The sequence below is a fragment of the Streptomyces sp. NBC_00510 genome, assembly GCA_036013505.1.
Taxonomy (GTDB): Bacteria; Actinomycetota; Actinomycetes; order Streptomycetales; family Streptomycetaceae; genus Actinacidiphila.
This window is the reverse complement of record CP107851.1, coordinates 6,408,974-6,425,146: the sequence shown is the minus strand read 5'-3', so window position 1 is coordinate 6,425,146 and position 16,173 is coordinate 6,408,974. Positions and strand designations below refer to the sequence as shown.

Below are 16,173 nucleotides of genomic sequence, written 5' to 3'. Positions count from 1 at the left end.
GTGCGCGCGGACGGCGGGCGGGAGGGGCGGCGGCTTCGGCACGGCTCCATCTTCCGTTACGGGGTCGGCGGCGTGACAGACCGGTTCACGGGCCGGTTCACGGGCCGGTTCACGGGCTCGTGCGCGGCCGGCTCAGCCGGCCCGGCCACCAGAGCCGCTCGCGCAGCGCCACGCTCGCGGAGGTGACCAGGTAGGTGCGGACGAGGAAGGTGTCCAGCAGGACGCCCACGGCGATGACGAAGCCCATCTCGACCAGCGACACCAACGGCATGTTGACCAGTACCGAGAAGGTGGCCGCCAGCACCAGCCCGGCCGAGGCGATCACCCCGCCCGTGGTGCGCAGCGCGGTGACGGCCGCGGCGGCCGGCGCGGCCCCCGCCAGCGACTCCTCGCGCATCCGGTGCATGAGGAAGATGCCGTAGTCGACGCCGAGCGCCACGAGGAAGACGAACGACAGCAGCGGCAGCCCCGGGTCCGTGCCCTCGAAGCCGAAGAGCGGCCCGAAGACCAGCCCGCCGATGCCCAGCGCGGCGCCCCACACCGCGATCACGGCCACCACGAGCAGCAGCGGCGCGACCAGGCTGCGCAGCAGCACGACGAGGATCAGCAGCACGGCCGCCAGGACGAGCGGCACGACGACCCAGCGGTCGCGGGAACTGGTGCCGGCCAGGTCGGCCTGCTGGGCACCGGGCCCGCCGACGTGGGCGCCGTAGGGGCCGTCCAGCTCCGCGCGCAGGGCGTGGATGGTCGCGGTCTCGCCGGGCGACTCGGGCGGCGCCTGCGCGGTCACCGACACCTCCGTCCAGCCGCCGCCGCTGCGCCCGCGTTCGGCGGACGCGACGCCTTCGGTGCCCCGGACCGCGGCCAGCACCTCGCCGGCCCGGCCGGTGGGTGCCATGACGGTGATCGGCTGGGCGGAGCGGCCGGGGTCGGCCTCGGCGAGGGTGCGCATGGCGGCGACCGACTCCGGGGCACTGGTGAAGGCGTCGTCGTTCTTCAGGCTGCCGGGCAGGGCCAGGGTCCCGAGCGCCAGCGCCCCGAGCAGCACCGCGCCACCCGCGAGCACGGCCAGCGGACGGCGTGCGGCCGAGCCCCCCATCGCCGCGAACAGGCCGCGCGGACGCGGCACTTCGCTGCCGTACGCCGGGACCAGCGGCCAGAAGACCCGGCGGCCCAGCAGCACCAGCAGCGCGGGCAGCAGGGTCGTCATGGCGACCAGCGCGCACAGCACGCCGACCGCGGCGATCGGGCCCATGCCCCGGCTGCTGTTGAGGTCCGCGGCGAGCAGGCACAGCAGGCCCGCGGCCACCGTCGCGGAGGAGGCCAGGACCGCGGGCCCGCAACCGCGCAGCGCGGCGCGCATGGCGTCGTACGGGCGTGGCACGCGCCGGAGTTCCTCGCGGTAGCGGGAGACGAGCAGCAGCGCGTAGTCGGTGCCGGCGCCGAAGACCAGGATGGTCATCACGCCCTGGCTCTGGCCGGTGACGGTGATGCCGAGGGCCTGGTGGAGTCCGTGGACGACGGCCATCGCGGCGGCGTCGGCGACGCCTGCGACGAGCAGGGGCAGCAGCCACAACAGGGGGCTGCGGTAGATGAGGATCAGCAGGACGGCGACGACGGCCACCGTGGTCCACAGCAACGGCCCGTCGAGGGAGGAGTAGACCTCCTTCATGTCGGTGTTGAGCGCGCCGGGGCCGCCCACGTGGACGGTCAGCCCGCCGCCGCCCTCGGCCCGGTCCCGGACGTCGGTGACGAAGGCGTCCTTGGCCGCGTCGTCCTGGCCGGGCTCGGTGCTCGCCACGGGGTACATCAGCGTGTCGCCGTGCGACAGGACGGCGTGCGGCGCGCCGCCGGTGAGCCGGTGGGCCCGCGCGACACCGGCGATCTGGGCGGCGGCCTTGTCGCGGTCGGCGGCGGTCAGCCCGCCGTCGCGGTGGTAGACGACCACGAGTTCGGTGGCCTCGCCGCCGGGCAGCGCGTCCTGGAGCCGGGCGACCTGCGTGGAGTCGGCGCTCGCCGGGAGGTAGTCCACCGCCCGGTTCCGCTGGTCGTCCGCGAGCTTGCCGGCCAGGGGACCGGCCAGCGCCAGTACGGCGATCCACAGTGCGAGCACCGCCCAGGGGATCGCGCGGGCGCCCCGGCTCCTCCCCCGTCCTCGCGTCGGCGGCGGCACGGCGGCCGGTGTGGTCTCAGTGGTCGGGGCCCCCATCATGGGCCTCCCTCCGGGCCGGTGGTCTGGTCCTTTCCAGACTTCCGGCGCGGGGGCGCCTTTTCGTCGGGCCCGGGACCGAGCCCGGCGTTACTGCCCGGGGTGCGGTGCGGGCCCCGTTACTCCCCGGGGAGTACGCCCGGCGGTGGCGGTGAGGGGCGGCCCGTCAGGACGGCGTACGGGCCGCGGCCTCCAGGATGCGTTCGGTGTCCTCGCCGACGAGGCCGAGGCAGCGGCCGACGGCGCCGAGGACCTCCCGCTCGGCGGGCAGGTAGGGGCCGTCGGCGAGGGCGATGAGGGCGCCCTGGACCAGGATGTGCTCGCGGCCCTGGGGGGCGAGGTGGCGGGAGAGGGGTCCCAGGGCCTCGTGGAGCTCGATGGACAGCCAGCTGCCGCAGCCGTCGAGGGCGTCCGCGAGCCCGTCGGCGTCCAGGGCGTCGGAGGCGCCGGGGAAGCGGCCCTCGTCGGCGACGATCGCCGCGAGCAGGCCGAGCAGCTGGTCCTCGGTGCAGTCGGTGAACCCGGCCGAGCGGACCGCGCCGACGGCGGCCTCGCGGGCGCCGCGCCCCATGGCGCCGCCCGCGGTGAGCACGGCGAGGGCGACGGTGTGGACGGCATCGCGGAGCATGGCGGAGAAGACGGTGGTGGTGGGCTGCTCCAGGACCTCGGGGCCGCGGTGGGCGCGGCACACCACGCACTCCACGACCGCGCCGGCCGAGCCGCGCGGCAGGAGGGGCAGGCCCAGCAGGGTCAGCCGCCGGGTGCCGGTGCGCCGCCGGTAGCCGCGGTCGCCGCCGCAGCCGGCGCAGAAGAACTCCCCGTCACCTTCGGTGTGCCAGACCGTCCGCACGCCCAAGATGCACAAGCCCTTGATGTGGAGCACTTCGCACCCTCCGGCCGCCATCCCGATTACACCGGTTCGTCCCTTTACGCGCCGTACGCGTGGGTAACGCTCCGGCAACGGCGCCGTAATGACGTGATGTTAGCCACATGGGCGGCACGTAGTCAGTACCACGTGAGGGCCGAATACGAGAACCGGCCACGGCGCCCGAGCGGGCGCCGTGGCCGGTTCACCGTGCGTGGTGACTAGCGGGCCGCGCGGTTGACGGCGGAGACGACCGCCTTCAGCGAGGCGCGGGTGGTGTTGGCGTCGATGCCGATGCCCCACAGGACCTGGCCGTCGATGGCGCACTCGATGTACGAGGCGGCCTGGGCGCTGGCGCCCTCGCTCATGGTGTGCTCGGTGTAGTCCAGCAGGCGGGCGTCGACCCCGACCGAGGCCAGCGCGTCGAAGAACGCGGAGATCGGGCCGTTGCCGGTGCCCGTCAGGACCGTCTCCGCGCCGTCCACGACCGCCTCGACGGTCAGGGTGTCGGTGCCGTCGCTGCTGGTCGAGGTCTGCGCCTTGCGCAGCGCGACGCGGCCCCAGGCGTTCTCCGGGGTGGGCAGGTACTCGTCCTCGAAGATCGCCCAGATCTCCTTCGGGGTGACCTCGCCGCCCTCGGCGTCGGTCTTCGCCTGGATGATCTTCGAGAACTCGATCTGCATGCGGCGCGGCAGGTCCAGCTTGTGGTCGTTCTTCAGGACGTACGCGACGCCGCCCTTGCCGGACTGCGAGTTCACGCGGATGACGGCCTCGTAGGAGCGGCCGACGTCCTTGGGGTCGATCGGCAGGTACGGGACCGCCCACTCGATGTCGTCGACGGTCCGGCCCTGGGCGGCCGCGTCGGCCTCCATGGCGTCGAACCCCTTCTTGATGGCGTCCTGGTGGGAGCCGGAGAAGGACGTGTAGACCAGGTCGCCCACGTACGGGTGGCGCGGGTGGACCTCCATCTGGTTGCAGTACTCGGCGGTGCGGCGGACCTCGTCGATCTGGGAGAAGTCGATCATCGGGTCCACGCCCTGGCTGAACAGGTTCATGCCCAGGGTGACCAGGTCGACGTTGCCGGTGCGCTCGCCCTGGCCGAACAGGCAGCCCTCGATGCGGTCGGCGCCGGCCATCAGCGCCAGCTCCGCGGCGGCCACGGCCGTGCCGCGGTCGTTGTGCGGGTGGACCGACAGGCACACGTACTCGCGGCGCGACAGGTTCCGCGACATCCACTCGAAGCGGTCCGCGTGGGTGGAGGGCGTGGAGCGCTCGACGGTCGCCGGCAGGTTCAGGATGATCTCGCGGCCCTCCTCGGGCTGCCAGACGTCCATCACCGACTCGCAGACCTCCAGCGCGAAGTCCAGCTCGGTGTCGGTGAAGATCTCCGGGCTGTACTGGTAGCCGAAGACGGTCTCGTCGCCCAGGATCTTGTCCGCGTACTCCATGACCAGCCGCGTCCCGTCCACGGCGATCTGCCGGATCTGCTCCTTGGAGCCGCGGAAGACCACCCGGCGGAAGGTCGGGGCGGTCGCGTTGTACAGGTGCACGGTCGCGCGCGCCGCGCCTCGCAGGGACTCCACGGTCCGCTCGATCAGTTCCTCGCGGGCCTGGGTCAGTACGGAGATGGTGACGTCGTCGGGGATCGCCCCCTCTTCGATGATGGAGCGCACGAAGGCGAAGTCGGTCTCGCCCGAGGCCGGGAAGCCGACCTCGATCTCCTTGTAGCCCATCTTCACCAGCAGGTCGAACATCGCGCGCTTGCGGGCCGGTGACATCGGGTCGATCAGCGCCTGGTTGCCGTCCCGCAGGTCGGTCGACAGCCAGCGGGGGGCCTTGGTGATCCGCCGGTCCGGCCAGGTGCGGTCCGGGATCTCCACGGCCTCGTACGGCTTGTACTTGTGGACCGGCATCGCGGTCGGGCGCTGGCGCACCGTCGCGGCGGTGATGGGCGTGGGGCGGCCGACGGCGTTCGGGGTGGACATCTGCGGGGGTGCTCCTCGGTTGCGGCTGTGGAGGCGGCCGACCGGCGCTGGTGCAACGCCAAACCCCGCGGGGAGGGAGTCGACCTGGACTACAGGCCCTCGCCGCGGCAGCTAAGAAGAAGCAGCCCGAAACGCATGATGCTGTCGACCATAACCGAGCCCCCGGGGACCCTGCAGCCGCTGCGGCGTTCTTCTCAGTATGCAAGACCGCCCGTGATGACATGAAAAACGTACATGTTCCCCCCTTTTCGTGGATCATGGTCACACCTAGTGACAGACAGTGAGCACCGTGCCACATTGCCCTGCATGGAGCAGACACCTGTTTTCTGCACGATCGTGCCGCCGCACGTCCTCGACAAGGTCGCCCGCAACGAGGACCGCGCACTCGCCGAGCCCGCCCGCCGCACCCTGGAACGCGACGCCGCGGAGCGCACCCGCCGCCGGCTGACCACCGTCATCGGCGCCCTCCCGGTGATCGGGGCGGAGCCGTCGGACCGGCCGCGCCGCACGATCAGCGACGCGCAGCACCGCACGGACCTGCCGGGACGGGCCGTCCGCGGGGAGGGCGACCCCGCCCTCGCCGACGACACCGTCAACCGGGCCTACGACGGACTGGGGGCGACCTTCGAGCTCTTCCTGACGGCGTACGGCCGCCACTCCATCGACGACGCCGGGCTGCCGCTGGACGCCACCGTCCACTACGACCGGGACTACAACAACGCCTTCTGGAACGGCGAGCAGATGGTCTTCGGGGACGGCGACGGGGAGATCTTCCTCGACTTCACGCTCCCCCTCGACGTCATCGGCCACGAACTCACCCACGGCGTCACCCAGTACAGCGCCAACCTCGACTACTTCGGCCAGTCCGGCGCCCTCAACGAGTCGATGTCGGACGTCTTCGGCTCCCTCATCAAGCAGCACGCGCTCGGCCAGACCGCCGAGGAGGCCGACTGGCTGATCGGCGCCGGGCTGCTCGCCCCGCGCGTCACGGGCGTGGCGCTGCGCTCCATGAAGGCCCCCGGCACGGCCTACGACGACGACGTCCTCGGCAAGGACCCGCAGCCCGGCCACATGGACGCCTACGTCCGCACCTCGCGGGACAACGGGGGCGTGCACATCAACTCCGGCATCCCCAACCGGGCGTTCCACCTGCTGGCCGTCGCGCTGGGCGGCAACGCCTGGGAGCGGGCCGGGCTGATCTGGTACGACGTGCTGACCGGCGGCGCGCTGTCGCCCAGGGCGACGTTCGCCGAGTTCGCCCAGGCGACGGTCGCCTCGGCCGCCGAGCGCTTCGGTGAGGGCGAGGAGCACGCGGCGGTGGTGAAGGCGTGGTCGGAGGTCGGCATCCCGACCTCCGTGAACGGCACCGACGTGCCGCGCCAGTCGCCGGTCCCGGAAGGTGCGCGACCGCCCGCACAGGGGTAGACGTCCGCCATGCGCATACAGGTGATCCGCTCCGGCGGTTTCGCGGGGATCGAGCGCCGGGCCGTGCTGGACACCGCCGGCCGGCCCGACGCCTTCCGTCTGCACGCCCTGGCCCGCGACGTCCTCGCCGCGGGCCCGGCCGCGCCCCCGCAGGGCGTACCGGACGGTTTCCGGTACGAGATCACGGTGGAGGGCCGCACGGTGCACTGCGCCGACCCGCGGCTGACGGAGGAACAACGCGAACTGGTCCAACTGGTGCTGAAGGAGGGCGCGTAGCCGATGAGCGGGCACACGACCGGGCTGCGCAGCCTGACCGACGAGGTGACCGTCCCCGAACTGCCGGTGCGGGGACGGCTACCGCGGTGGCTCGACGGGGTGCTGCTGCGCAACGGCCCCGCCCTCTTCGAGGTCGGGGAGCGCCGCTACCGGCACTGGTTCGACGGCCAGGCGATGCTCCACCGGTTCGCGATCGAGGACGGCCGGGTCTCCTACGCCAACCGCTTCCTGGACGTCCCGAGCAGCCGTACCGCGCGGCACGAGGGCCGCATCGGCTACCAGGAGTTCGCCACCGACCCCTGCCGCTCGCTCTTCGCCCGGGTGCTCACCCCGTTCCTCCGCAAGCCGTCGGGGAACGCCAACGTCAGCGTCGCCCGCTTCGGCGAACGCTTCGTCGCGCTGACCGAGACCCCGATGCCGGTGGAGTTCGACCCGAGGACGCTGGAGACGGTGGGCGTCGTCGGCTACGAGGACGCGCTGGCCGGTCAGTGGACCACGGCGCACCCTCACCAGGACCCGGTCACCGGCGAACTGGTCAACTTCGTGGCGCACTTCGCGCGGCGCAGCGAGTACCGCGTCTACCGCCAGTCCTCCGACGGCACGGCCCGCCGCAGGCTCCTGGGCAGCCTGCCCGTCACCCGGCCCGGCTACATGCACAGCTTCGCGATCACCGACCGCCATGTGGTGCTCGTGGAGTTCCCGCTCGTCGTCAACCCGCCGGCCCTGCTGCTCAGCGGCCGGCCCTTCATCGAGAACTACCGCTGGCGCCCTGAGCGCGGCACCCGCTTCATCGTCATGGACCGGAGGGACGGCACCGTCCGCCGCGTCGCCAAGGGCCCCGCCTTCTTCGCCTTCCACCACGTCAACGCCTTCGAGGACGGCGACGCGCTGGTGCTGGACCTGTGCGCCTACGAGGACCCGTCCGTCATCGACGCCCTCTACCTCGACCGGCTGCGCGACGGCGGCGGCGTCCCGCAGGCCCGCCCCACGCGGTACCGGATCGGCGCGGACGGCGCGGTGACGGCCGAGCGGCTCGGCGAGGAGCCGATGGAACTCCCCCGCATCGACTACGGGCGGTGCAACGGCCGCCCCTACCGCTTCGCGTACGGCGTCGGCAGCCGCGACGGGCGGGGCGAGCACTTCACCGACCAGCTGGTGCGGCTCGACACGGCCGACGGCGGCACCGTGACCTGGTCGCAGGAGGACTGCTACCCCGGGGAGCCCGTCTTCGTCGCGGCCCCGGAGGCCGGGGCGGAGGGCGAGGGCGTGGTGCTCTCCGTCGTCCTCGACGCCGCGGCCGGCTCGTCCTTCCTGCTGGTGCTGGACGCCGCCACGTTCCGCGAGCTGGCCCGCGCCGAGGTCCCGCACGCGGTGCCGTTCGGCTTCCACGGGATCTTCAGCGGCGGGACCGCCGGGGGTGCGACGGCCTAGGCCCGGTCGCCTGGGCCGTGTCGCCTAGAAGCCCAGCTTGCGCAGCTGCTTGGGGTCGCGCTGCCAGTCCTTGGCGACCTTCACGTGCAGGTCGAGGAAGACCGGCGTCCCGAGCAGCGCCTCGATGTGGCGGCGGGACTTGGTGCCGACCTCCTTCAGCCGGGAGCCCTTGGGGCCGATGATGATGCCCTTCTGGCTGGGGCGCTCGATGTAGATGTTGGCGTGCACGTCCAGCAGCGGCTTCTCCGCCGGACGTCCCTCGCGCGGCAGCATCTCCTCGACCACGACGGCGATGGAGTGCGGCAGCTCGTCCCGTACGCCTTCGAGCGCCGCCTCGCGGATCAGCTCGGCGACCATGACCTGCTCGGGCTCGTCGGTGAGGTCGCCCTCCGGGTAGAGGGCCGGGCTCTCCGGGAGCAGCGGGACGAGGAGGTCCGCCAGGAGCGAGACCTGCTTGTCGCCGACGGCGGAGACCGGGATGATCTCGGCCCACTCGATGCCGAGTTCGGCGCCGAGCAGGTCGATGGCGACCAACTGCTCGGCGAGGCGCTTGGAGTCCACCAGGTCGGTCTTGGTGACGATGGCGACCTTGGGGGTCTTGCGGACCTCGGCCAGCTCCTTGGCGATGTAGCGGTCCCCGGGGCCGAGCTTCTGGTCGGCGGGCAGGCAGAAGCCGATCACGTCGACCTCGGCCCAGGTGGTGCGGACGACGTCGTTGAGCCGCTCGCCGAGCAGGGTGCGCGGCTTGTGCAGACCGGGGGTGTCGACGAGGACCAGCTGGGCGTCCGGGCGGTGCACGATGCCGCGCACGGTGTGCCGGGTGGTCTGCGGCCGGTTGGAGGTGATGGCCACCTTCGTGCCGACCAGAGCGTTGGTCAGGGTGGACTTGCCCGCATTGGGGCGGCCCACGAAGCAGGCGAAGCCGGCCCGGTGGGCGGGGGCGGGGGTCGTCTCGGTGCGAACGCTCATGGCGACCATTGTCCCTGATCCACCGGGCCCCGCTGACGCCCTCGGGCGGCGGCGCCGCCCGGCGGACCGGACGGGCCGTTCCCCCGGGTGTCGCCCGGTGTTCCCCCGAGGGCACGGCACAGGCCACGATCCGCTGCTATAACCGATGGATATGGACGTCCATGTGCGCGACCTCCGCTACTTCGTCACGGTCGCGGACGAGCTGCACTTCACGCGGGCCGCCGAGCGGCTGCGCATCTCCCAGCCCGCGCTCTCCAAGCAGATCCGGGCCCTGGAACGGCAGCTCGGCTTCCGCCTCTTCGACCGCGGGCCGCGCGGCGTCGGCCTCACCGTGCCGGGCGAGGCGCTGCTGCCCGCCGCGCGCGCCCTGGTCGGCGACTGGGAGAACGCCCTGCGCGCGGCCCGTTGGGCGGGGCACGGCTTCGCGCTGACCGTCGGCGTGCAGACGGCGGTCGGCCGCGACCTGCGGCGCGACGTCCTGCGCGCCCTCCACGAGCGCGGCCGGCAGGTCACCCTGCGCCCGGCCGGCTGGGACGACCCGACGGCCGGCCTCGCCGACGGCGGCAGTGACGTCGCCCTACTCTGGCTGCCGGTGCCCGGTGAGCGTCTGTCCGCACGGGTGCTGGTGCGCGCGCCGCGGATGGTCGCGCTGCCCGCCGGCCATCCGCTCGCGGGCCGGGACGCGATCGACTTCGCCGAGCTGTACGACGAGCCCTTCGTGGCCCTGCCGCGCGAGGCGGGGGCGCTGCGCGACTTCTGGCTCGGCCTCGACGCGCGCGGCGGCCGCGACGCCGTCGTGGGTACGGAGGCCGCCACCCCGGACGACGTCGTCGAGGCCGTGGCGGCGGGTCTCGGCGTCGCCCTCGTCGCGGGGGGCGACGCGGAACTCCACCCGCACCCCGGGGTCGTGGTGCGCCCCGTACGGGGGCCGGCGCCCGCGGAACTGGCCCTGGTGTGGCGGGAGGACGATCGGCGGCCCGAGGTCGCGGAGTTGGCGGCGGCGTTCCCGGCGGCGGCCTCCGGCGGCTGAGCCGACGCCGGCTCAGCCCGCTTCGACCGTCGCCCGGACCACACCGTCGGGGCCGGCCAGCAGCACGGGTGTGCCCGCGCCGCCCAGGTCGCGCACGGCCGCGCGGTCCTCGTCCGGCACCGCGTGCGCCTCGGACACCACGGCCGCCGCCTCCAGGGACGTGGCACCGCTGGCGACCGCCATGGCCACCGCCGTCCGCAGCGCGCTGAGCGACAACGACTGAAGGGCCACGGTCCCCGCCACGTAGGTGCGCCCCGTCTCGTCGCGCACGGCCGCCCCCTCGGCGACCCCGTTGCGGGCGCGGGCGGAGCGGGCCAGGCTGATGATCTTGCGGTCTTCCGGGTGCAGCTCGTCGCTCATGCGGTCAGCGTATCCGTCCCCGTGGGTTCCCCTCGGGGACGGGCATTGTCATGATCCCGGCATGGATGACAACGCGGCGCCGACCCACGAGGCGCGCTACGGCTTCGACCGCCGAACGGTCACCGTGCTGCTGGGGGCGGCCGTGTTCACCGCGGTCCTGGTGATGCCGGGCATGGGTGTCCCGCCGGCGATGCGGATCGCGGGAGGCGTCCTCTTCGGCGGCGGCGGGCTGCTCGTCGCCGCGAACTCGCTGACCCGCAAGGTGGCCCTGCGCGTCGACGCGACGGGCGTGCTCCTCGGCGGGACGCCCCTGCGCCACCGAGCCACCACCGTGCACGTGCCGTGGGAGGACGTCACCGCCGTGGTGCTGTGGAAACAGCCGGTCCCGCACGGCCACCGGCTGCCCTGGATCGGGGTGACGCGCCGCGAGGGGGCTCCGCCCCTGCCCGGCGCCGGGCAGGGCCGGCTGGCACGCGCCGCCGCGGGGGCCCTGGCCCCCGTACCGTTCGACCTGCTCATGGCGTCCCGCCAGGTGAACGGCTGGCGGCTCGACCGGCGGCGCCTGGCCGCCGCGCTGAAGCACTTCGCCCCCGGCGTCCCGCTCGTCGACGAGGACTGACCGGCGCTACCCGCCGTGCATCGCCCCGTCCGGCTCCGGGCCCGAAGGGTCCTCCGCGACGACCGGGACCGGCTCGACGAGGACCGCCCCGATGCGGTTGCGGCGGCCCGACGGGGCCTCCGCGGTGAGCCGGAGCGCGGCGGGGGCGTGCGGGGCCGAGGCGGTCTCGGGGAGCGCGACGACGGCGGAGGCACCGGGGATCGGCACCCGGCCGAGGGTCTTGGCGAGCAGGCCGCCGACGGTCTCGACGTCCTCGTCGTCCAGGTCCACGCCGTAGAGCTCGCCCAGGTCTCCGAGGTCGAGGCGGGAGGTGACGCGGTAGCGGCCCCCGCCGAGCTCCTCGACGGGCGGCACCTCGCGGTCGTACTCGTCGGTGATCTCGCCGACGATCTCCTCCAGGATGTCCTCGATGGTGACGACGCCGGCCGTGCCGCCGTACTCGTCGATGACGACGGCGACGTGGTTGCGCTCGCGCTGCATCTCGCGCAGCAGGTCGCCGGCGTTCTTGGTGTCGGGGACGAAGAAGGCCGGGCGCATCAGCGAGGAGACCGGGTCGGTCTCGGCGTCCCGGTTGATGTGCACCCGGCGGGCGAGGTCCTTGAGGTAGACGATGCCGACGATGTCGTCCTCGCTCTCGCCCGTGACCGGGATGCGCGAGAAACCGCTGCGCAGGGCGAGGGTCATGGCCTGGCGGATCGTCTTGAAGCGCTCGATGGCGACGAGCTCGGTGCGCGGCACCATCACCTCGCGCACCAGGGTGTCGCCGAGCTCGAAGACGGAGTGCACCATACGGCGCTCCTCGTCCTCGATCAGGGACTCGCTCTCCGCGAGGTCCACCAGCGCGCGCAGCTCCGCCTCGGAGGCGAACGGGCCCTGGCGGAAGCCCTTGCCGGGAGTGAGGGCGTTGCCGAGCAGGATCAGCAGCGCCGGGATCGGGCCCATGACCCGGGCCAGCGGCAGCAGCACGTACGCCGCCGCGGTGGCGGTGTTCAGCGGGTGCTGGCGGCCGATGGTGCGGGGCGACACGCCCACCGCGACGTACGAGACCACGATCATGACGGCGACCGCCACCAGGACCGCCTGCCAGGTCTCCTCGAAGTGCCGGACGCACACGACGGTGACCAGCACCGCCGCCGCCATCTCGCAGGCCACCCGGACCAGCAGCGCGACGTTGAGGTAGCGGGTCGGGTCCGAGGACACCGCCAGCAGCTTGTCCGCGCCGCGCCGGCCGGCCCGCACCGCGGCCTCCGCCCGGAAGCGCGAGGTACGGGCGATGCCGGCCTCGGCGCAGGCGGCGAGCCAGGCGACGACGACCAGCAGGACGGCGAAGACCACCATCGCGATCAGTGGGTGGTCGTCGGGGCCGGCGACGGGCCCTGGATGCCGCGTTCGGCGCGCCAGCCGTCGAGGATGGCCTTCTGCAGGCCGAACATCTCGGCCTTCTCGTCGGCCTCCTCGTGGTCGTAACCGAGCAGGTGCAGCACCCCGTGGACGGTGAGCAGCTGCAGCTCCTCGTCCATGGAGTGCTTGGTCACGGCCTCGTCGCCCTGCTTCTTCGCCACCTCGGGGCAGAGCACGATGTCCCCGAGCAGTCCCTGCGGGGGCTCCTCGTCCTCCTTCCCGGGACGAAGCTCGTCCATCGGGAAGGACATGACGTCGGTGGGGCCCGGTTCGTCCATCCACTGGATGTGCAGCTGCTCCATGGCGTCGGCGTCGACCGCGATGACCGAGAGCTCGGACAGCGGGTGGATGCGCATGTGCTGCAGGGCGTAGCGGCTGATGTCGAGCACCGCCGCCTCGTCGAAATCCCAGCCGGATTCGTTGTTGACGTCGATCGCCATAGTGCTTCGGAGGCTACTTTCGGTTGCCGTTGAGGTCGTCGTAGCGCTCGTAGGCGTCCACGATGCGCCCGACCAGCTTATGGCGTACGACATCCGTGCTCGTCAGGCGCGAGAAGTGCACGTCCTCGACGCCGTCCAGGATGTCCACGACCTGCCGCAGTCCGCTCTTCGTGCCACCGGGGAGGTCCACCTGGGTGACGTCACCGGTGATGACGATCTTGGAGTCGAAGCCGAGCCGGGTGAGGAACATCTTCATCTGCTCGGCGCTGGTGTTCTGCGCCTCGTCGAGGATGATGAAGGCGTCGTTGAGCGTGCGGCCGCGCATGTACGCCAGAGGAGCGACCTCGATCGTCCCGCTCGCCATGAGGCGCGGGATCGAGTCGGGGTCGATCATGTCGTGCAGCGCGTCGTACAGCGGACGCAGGTACGGGTCGATCTTCTCGTAGAGCGTGCCCGGCAGGAACCCGAGCCGCTCGCCCGCCTCAACGGCGGGGCGGGTCAGGATGATCCGGTTGACCTGCTTGGACTGCAGCGCCTGGACGGCCTTGGCCATGGCCAGGTAGGTCTTGCCGGTACCGGCGGGGCCGATGCCGAACACGATCGTGTGCTTGTCGATCGCGTCGACGTAGCGCTTCTGGTTGAGGGTCTTGGGGCGGATGGTGCGGCCCCGGCTGGACAGGATGTTCTGGGTGAGCACCTGGGAGGGGGTCTCCTCCAGGCCGTCGGCTCCGCTGTCCTGGCGGAGCATGGCGATCGACCGCTCCACTGCGTCCTCCGTCATCGGCTGGCCTGTGCGCAGTACCAGCATCATCTCGTCGAAAAGGCGCTGGACCAGCGCGACGTCCGCGGATTCACCGCTCGCGCTGACCTCATTGCCTCGTACATGGATGTCGACGGCCGGGAACGCCTGCTCTATCACGCGCAGGAGCGAGTCACCGGACCCCAGGACCGTCACCATGGGGTGCTTGGCCGGTACGACGAAGTGGGCGCTCGCCTGCGGTTGCTGCGTTGTCGGTGTCTGAGTCATGGGCCAGGCTCGACGGCCTGCTCATCCCGCCTTCTGCTGTTCGACATGCCACTGGGCTTGGGGTTCAAGGGTACGTCGGTGCGGCTGGGGTGCCGAGGGGTTTTACGCTGCGTCACGCGCCGGGTAGAACTGCGGGATGGAGATCCGTACCGGAGGACCCGAGGACCTGCCCGCGACGCTCGCCCTGCTGGACGGAGCCGTCGCCTGGCTGACCGCCCGCGGCCACACCGGCCAGTGGGGCACCCGCCCCTGGTCCTCCCGGCCCCCGGCGGTGGAGCGCGTGGCCCGGTACGCGAAGGAGTACCTGCTGCGCGCGGCGGTGGCCGACGGCCGGGTGGTGGGCGTGTGCGTGCTGGCCGAGGAGAAGCCCGACTACGCCCCGCCCGTGGAGGGGCGCGAGCTGTACCTGCGGCTGCTCGTCACCGACCGGGCGCTGTCCGGCAGCGGCATCGGCGCGGCCCTGGTGGAGGACGCCGTCGCCGAGACGCGGCGGCGCGGCATCCCGCTGCTGCGGGTCGACTGCTACGCGGGCGGCGAGGGCCGCCTCGTCCGGCAGTACGAGGCCCTGGGCTTCACCCGCGCCGAGCCCTTCACCGTGCCCCAGGCCGAGGGCGCCCCCTGGCCGGGCCGGATCCTGGAGCGCCGGGTCTGACGACGCCGCCATACTGACGGGCATGCCCACCATCCGGATCCGGGACATCCCCGATGACGTGGACCGCACACTACGGGGCCGTGCGGCCGAGGCCGGCCTGTCCCTCGACGCCTACCTGTTGCGGCAGCCGACCGAGGAGGCACGCACGCCGACGGCGGACGACATCCGGGGCCGCACGGGCCGTCCGGCGCCGGCCGGGTCCTCCCTGGAGCACCTCACCGGCCGCGACTGCGTACCGCCGGCCTCCTGAGCGTCGCGGCGTCAGCGGAAGGGCGGCGGACGGAAGCCGATCGTCGGCACGGCGCGGCGCAGGGGCCAGCGGCGGGTGCCGGTGGGCAGCAGGTCGTCCAGGAAGGCGTAGCGGCGCAGCGCCGAGCGGTCCTGGTCGTCGTAGGCCTTGGCGTGCTGCCACCAGGCCGCGATCTCGATCCAGCCGGGCGCCGAGAGCGAACCCCCGAACTCCTGCACCGACAGCGCGGCCGTGAGGCACGCGAAGGCCAGCCGGTCGGCGAGCGACCAGCCGGCCAGGGTGCCGGTCAGGAAGCCCGCCACGAAGACGTCCCCGGCGCCCGTGGGGTCCAGGGCCTCCACCGAGAGCGCCGGCACCTCGGCGGCCTGGCCGGCGGCGGAGTCGACCGCGTACGCGCCCTCGGCGCCGAGCGTCACCACCGCCAGCGGGACCAGCTCGGCGAGCTTGCGGGCGGCGGCCCGGGGGCAGTCGGTGCGGGTGTAGCGCATGGCCTCGGCGGCGTTCGGCAGGAAGGCCTCGCAGTGCGCCAGGTCGGCCAGGTCCGCGCGGTCCCAGCGGCCGCTGTCGTCCCAGCCGACGTCGGCGAAGATCCGGCTGCCCCGCCCGGCGGCGGTGCCGATCCACTCCTGCTGGGGGACCCCGGGCACCAGCGAGGCCACGCACGCCCGGCTCGGCGGCGGGCAGGGCGGCGCGGGCTCCTCGGGCGGCGGCGCCTCGTGGCCGTGGCTGACCATGGTGCGCTCGCCCTCGTACGCCATGGAGACCGTGACCGGCGAGTGCCAGCCGCGGATCTTGCGGGACAGCCCCAGCTCGATGCCCTCCCCCGCGGCGAGGGCGTCCCAGCAGTAGTCCCCGTACACGTCGTCGCCGAAAGCGGCCGCCAGCGAGGTGCGCAGCCCCAGCCGGGCGAGGGCGGTCGCCATGTTGGCCACGCCACCGGGACTCGATCCCATGCCGCGTGCCCAGGACTCGGTGCCGCGCACGGGCGCGCTGTCGAGGCCGGTGAAGATGATGTCCAGGAAGACCGTGCCGGTCAGGTACACATCGGTCTCCGGGTCGTCCGGCCCGCGCACCGCCGCGAGCGGATCGAGGACGGGCTGGTCTTCCACCCGGGCTCCTCCCGACCTGGTGTCGTTCCGACCGATCGTACGCGCGCCCGGGGCCGTGACCAGCGTTTGTCCGCACGGGGACGCGGACGGATCCTGAGGGAAAGCGGATGACCCCCAGGGGCTGG

The 16,173-nt window shown here is 73.0% G+C and carries 16 protein-coding genes; 7 read left to right on the top strand and 9 right to left on the bottom strand.

The genetic code is table 11. The features are described from left to right. Positions 1 to 109: 109 nt before the first annotated feature. The 3 genes from OG937_28940 to leuA form a co-directional block, all read right to left on the bottom strand. Positions 110 to 2,209, bottom strand: coding sequence for an MMPL family transporter (locus OG937_28940; GenBank protein WUD78920.1), 2,100 nt, complete (start codon positions 2,207 to 2,209; stop codon positions 110 to 112). Positions 2,210 to 2,375: 166 nt separating this feature from the next. Beyond that, on the bottom strand, positions 2,376 to 3,113 hold the full coding sequence (locus tag OG937_28935; protein ID WUD75429.1) for a TerB family tellurite resistance protein: 738 nt from the start codon (positions 3,111 to 3,113) through the stop codon (positions 2,376 to 2,378). Positions 3,114 to 3,295: 182 nt separating this feature from the next. Further along, a complete protein-coding gene (leuA, locus tag OG937_28930) occupies positions 3,296 to 5,059 on the bottom strand; it encodes a 2-isopropylmalate synthase (protein ID WUD75428.1) in 1,764 nt (587 codons plus the stop codon). Between the two features lie 306 nt (positions 5,060 to 5,365). Between leuA and OG937_28925 the strand changes: the two genes are divergently transcribed. From OG937_28925 to OG937_28915, 3 genes are read left to right on the top strand one after another with little or no spacing between them, the layout of a single operon-like run. After that, positions 5,366 to 6,484: a M4 family metallopeptidase gene (locus OG937_28925; GenBank protein WUD75427.1), complete on the top strand. Its 1,119-nt coding sequence runs from the start codon at positions 5,366 to 5,368 to the stop codon at positions 6,482 to 6,484. A 9-nt stretch (positions 6,485 to 6,493) separates the two neighbouring features. Beyond that, positions 6,494 to 6,760 carry a hypothetical protein gene (locus OG937_28920; protein ID WUD75426.1) on the top strand — a complete coding sequence of 89 codons (267 nt, stop codon included), beginning with the start codon at positions 6,494 to 6,496 and terminating at the stop codon, positions 6,758 to 6,760. Positions 6,761 to 6,763: 3 nt separating this feature from the next. Beyond that, the gene (locus tag OG937_28915) at positions 6,764 to 8,191 is read left to right on the top strand and encodes a carotenoid oxygenase family protein (protein ID WUD75425.1); all 1,428 of its coding nucleotides are present in this window, start codon (positions 6,764 to 6,766) and stop codon (positions 8,189 to 8,191) included. A 24-nt stretch (positions 8,192 to 8,215) separates the two neighbouring features. Here OG937_28915 and era read toward each other — a convergent pair whose 3' ends face one another. Then, complete coding sequence (gene era / locus OG937_28910; GenBank protein ID WUD75424.1) at positions 8,216 to 9,160, bottom strand: GTPase Era; 945 nt, start codon at positions 9,158 to 9,160, stop codon at positions 8,216 to 8,218. A gap of 151 nt (positions 9,161 to 9,311) precedes the next feature. Between era and OG937_28905 the strand changes: the two genes are divergently transcribed. Next, positions 9,312 to 10,190 (top strand): LysR substrate-binding domain-containing protein, encoded by an 879-nt coding sequence (locus OG937_28905; protein ID WUD75423.1) that lies wholly within the window; start codon positions 9,312 to 9,314, stop codon positions 10,188 to 10,190. Positions 10,191 to 10,202: 12 nt separating this feature from the next. Here the strand turns inward: OG937_28905 and OG937_28900 are convergent, their stop codons facing one another. Then, a complete protein-coding gene (locus OG937_28900) occupies positions 10,203 to 10,550 on the bottom strand; it encodes a cytidine deaminase (protein ID WUD75422.1) in 348 nt (115 codons plus the stop codon). Positions 10,551 to 10,611: 61 nt separating this feature from the next. Between OG937_28900 and OG937_28895 the strand changes: the two genes are divergently transcribed. After that, the gene (locus OG937_28895; protein ID WUD75421.1) at positions 10,612 to 11,169 is read left to right on the top strand and encodes a hypothetical protein; all 558 of its coding nucleotides are present in this window, start codon (positions 10,612 to 10,614) and stop codon (positions 11,167 to 11,169) included. A gap of 6 nt (positions 11,170 to 11,175) precedes the next feature. Here OG937_28895 and OG937_28890 read toward each other — a convergent pair whose 3' ends face one another. From OG937_28890 to OG937_28880, 3 genes are read right to left on the bottom strand one after another with little or no spacing between them, the layout of a single operon-like run. Then, complete coding sequence (locus OG937_28890) at positions 11,176 to 12,507, bottom strand: hemolysin family protein (protein WUD75420.1); 1,332 nt, start codon at positions 12,505 to 12,507, stop codon at positions 11,176 to 11,178. A 5-nt stretch (positions 12,508 to 12,512) separates the two neighbouring features. Continuing rightward, complete coding sequence (gene ybeY, locus OG937_28885; protein WUD75419.1) at positions 12,513 to 13,010, bottom strand: rRNA maturation RNase YbeY; 498 nt, start codon at positions 13,008 to 13,010, stop codon at positions 12,513 to 12,515. Positions 13,011 to 13,023: 13 nt separating this feature from the next. After that, the gene (locus tag OG937_28880; GenBank protein WUD75418.1) at positions 13,024 to 14,037 is read right to left on the bottom strand and encodes a PhoH family protein; all 1,014 of its coding nucleotides are present in this window, start codon (positions 14,035 to 14,037) and stop codon (positions 13,024 to 13,026) included. A 136-nt stretch (positions 14,038 to 14,173) separates the two neighbouring features. On the opposite strand from OG937_28880, the gene OG937_28875 reads away from it, so the two are divergent. Beyond that, entirely contained in the window at positions 14,174 to 14,689 is a 516-nt protein-coding gene (locus OG937_28875; GenBank protein ID WUD75417.1) for a GNAT family N-acetyltransferase, read from the top strand. Between the two features lie 22 nt (positions 14,690 to 14,711). Next, positions 14,712 to 14,939, top strand: coding sequence for an antitoxin (locus tag OG937_28870; GenBank protein ID WUD75416.1), 228 nt, complete (start codon positions 14,712 to 14,714; stop codon positions 14,937 to 14,939). Between the two features lie 11 nt (positions 14,940 to 14,950). On the opposite strand, the gene OG937_28865 is transcribed toward OG937_28870, so the two are convergent. After that, entirely contained in the window at positions 14,951 to 16,048 is a 1,098-nt protein-coding gene (locus OG937_28865) for a PfkB family carbohydrate kinase (protein ID WUD75415.1), read from the bottom strand. Positions 16,049 to 16,173: the final 125 nt, after the last annotated feature.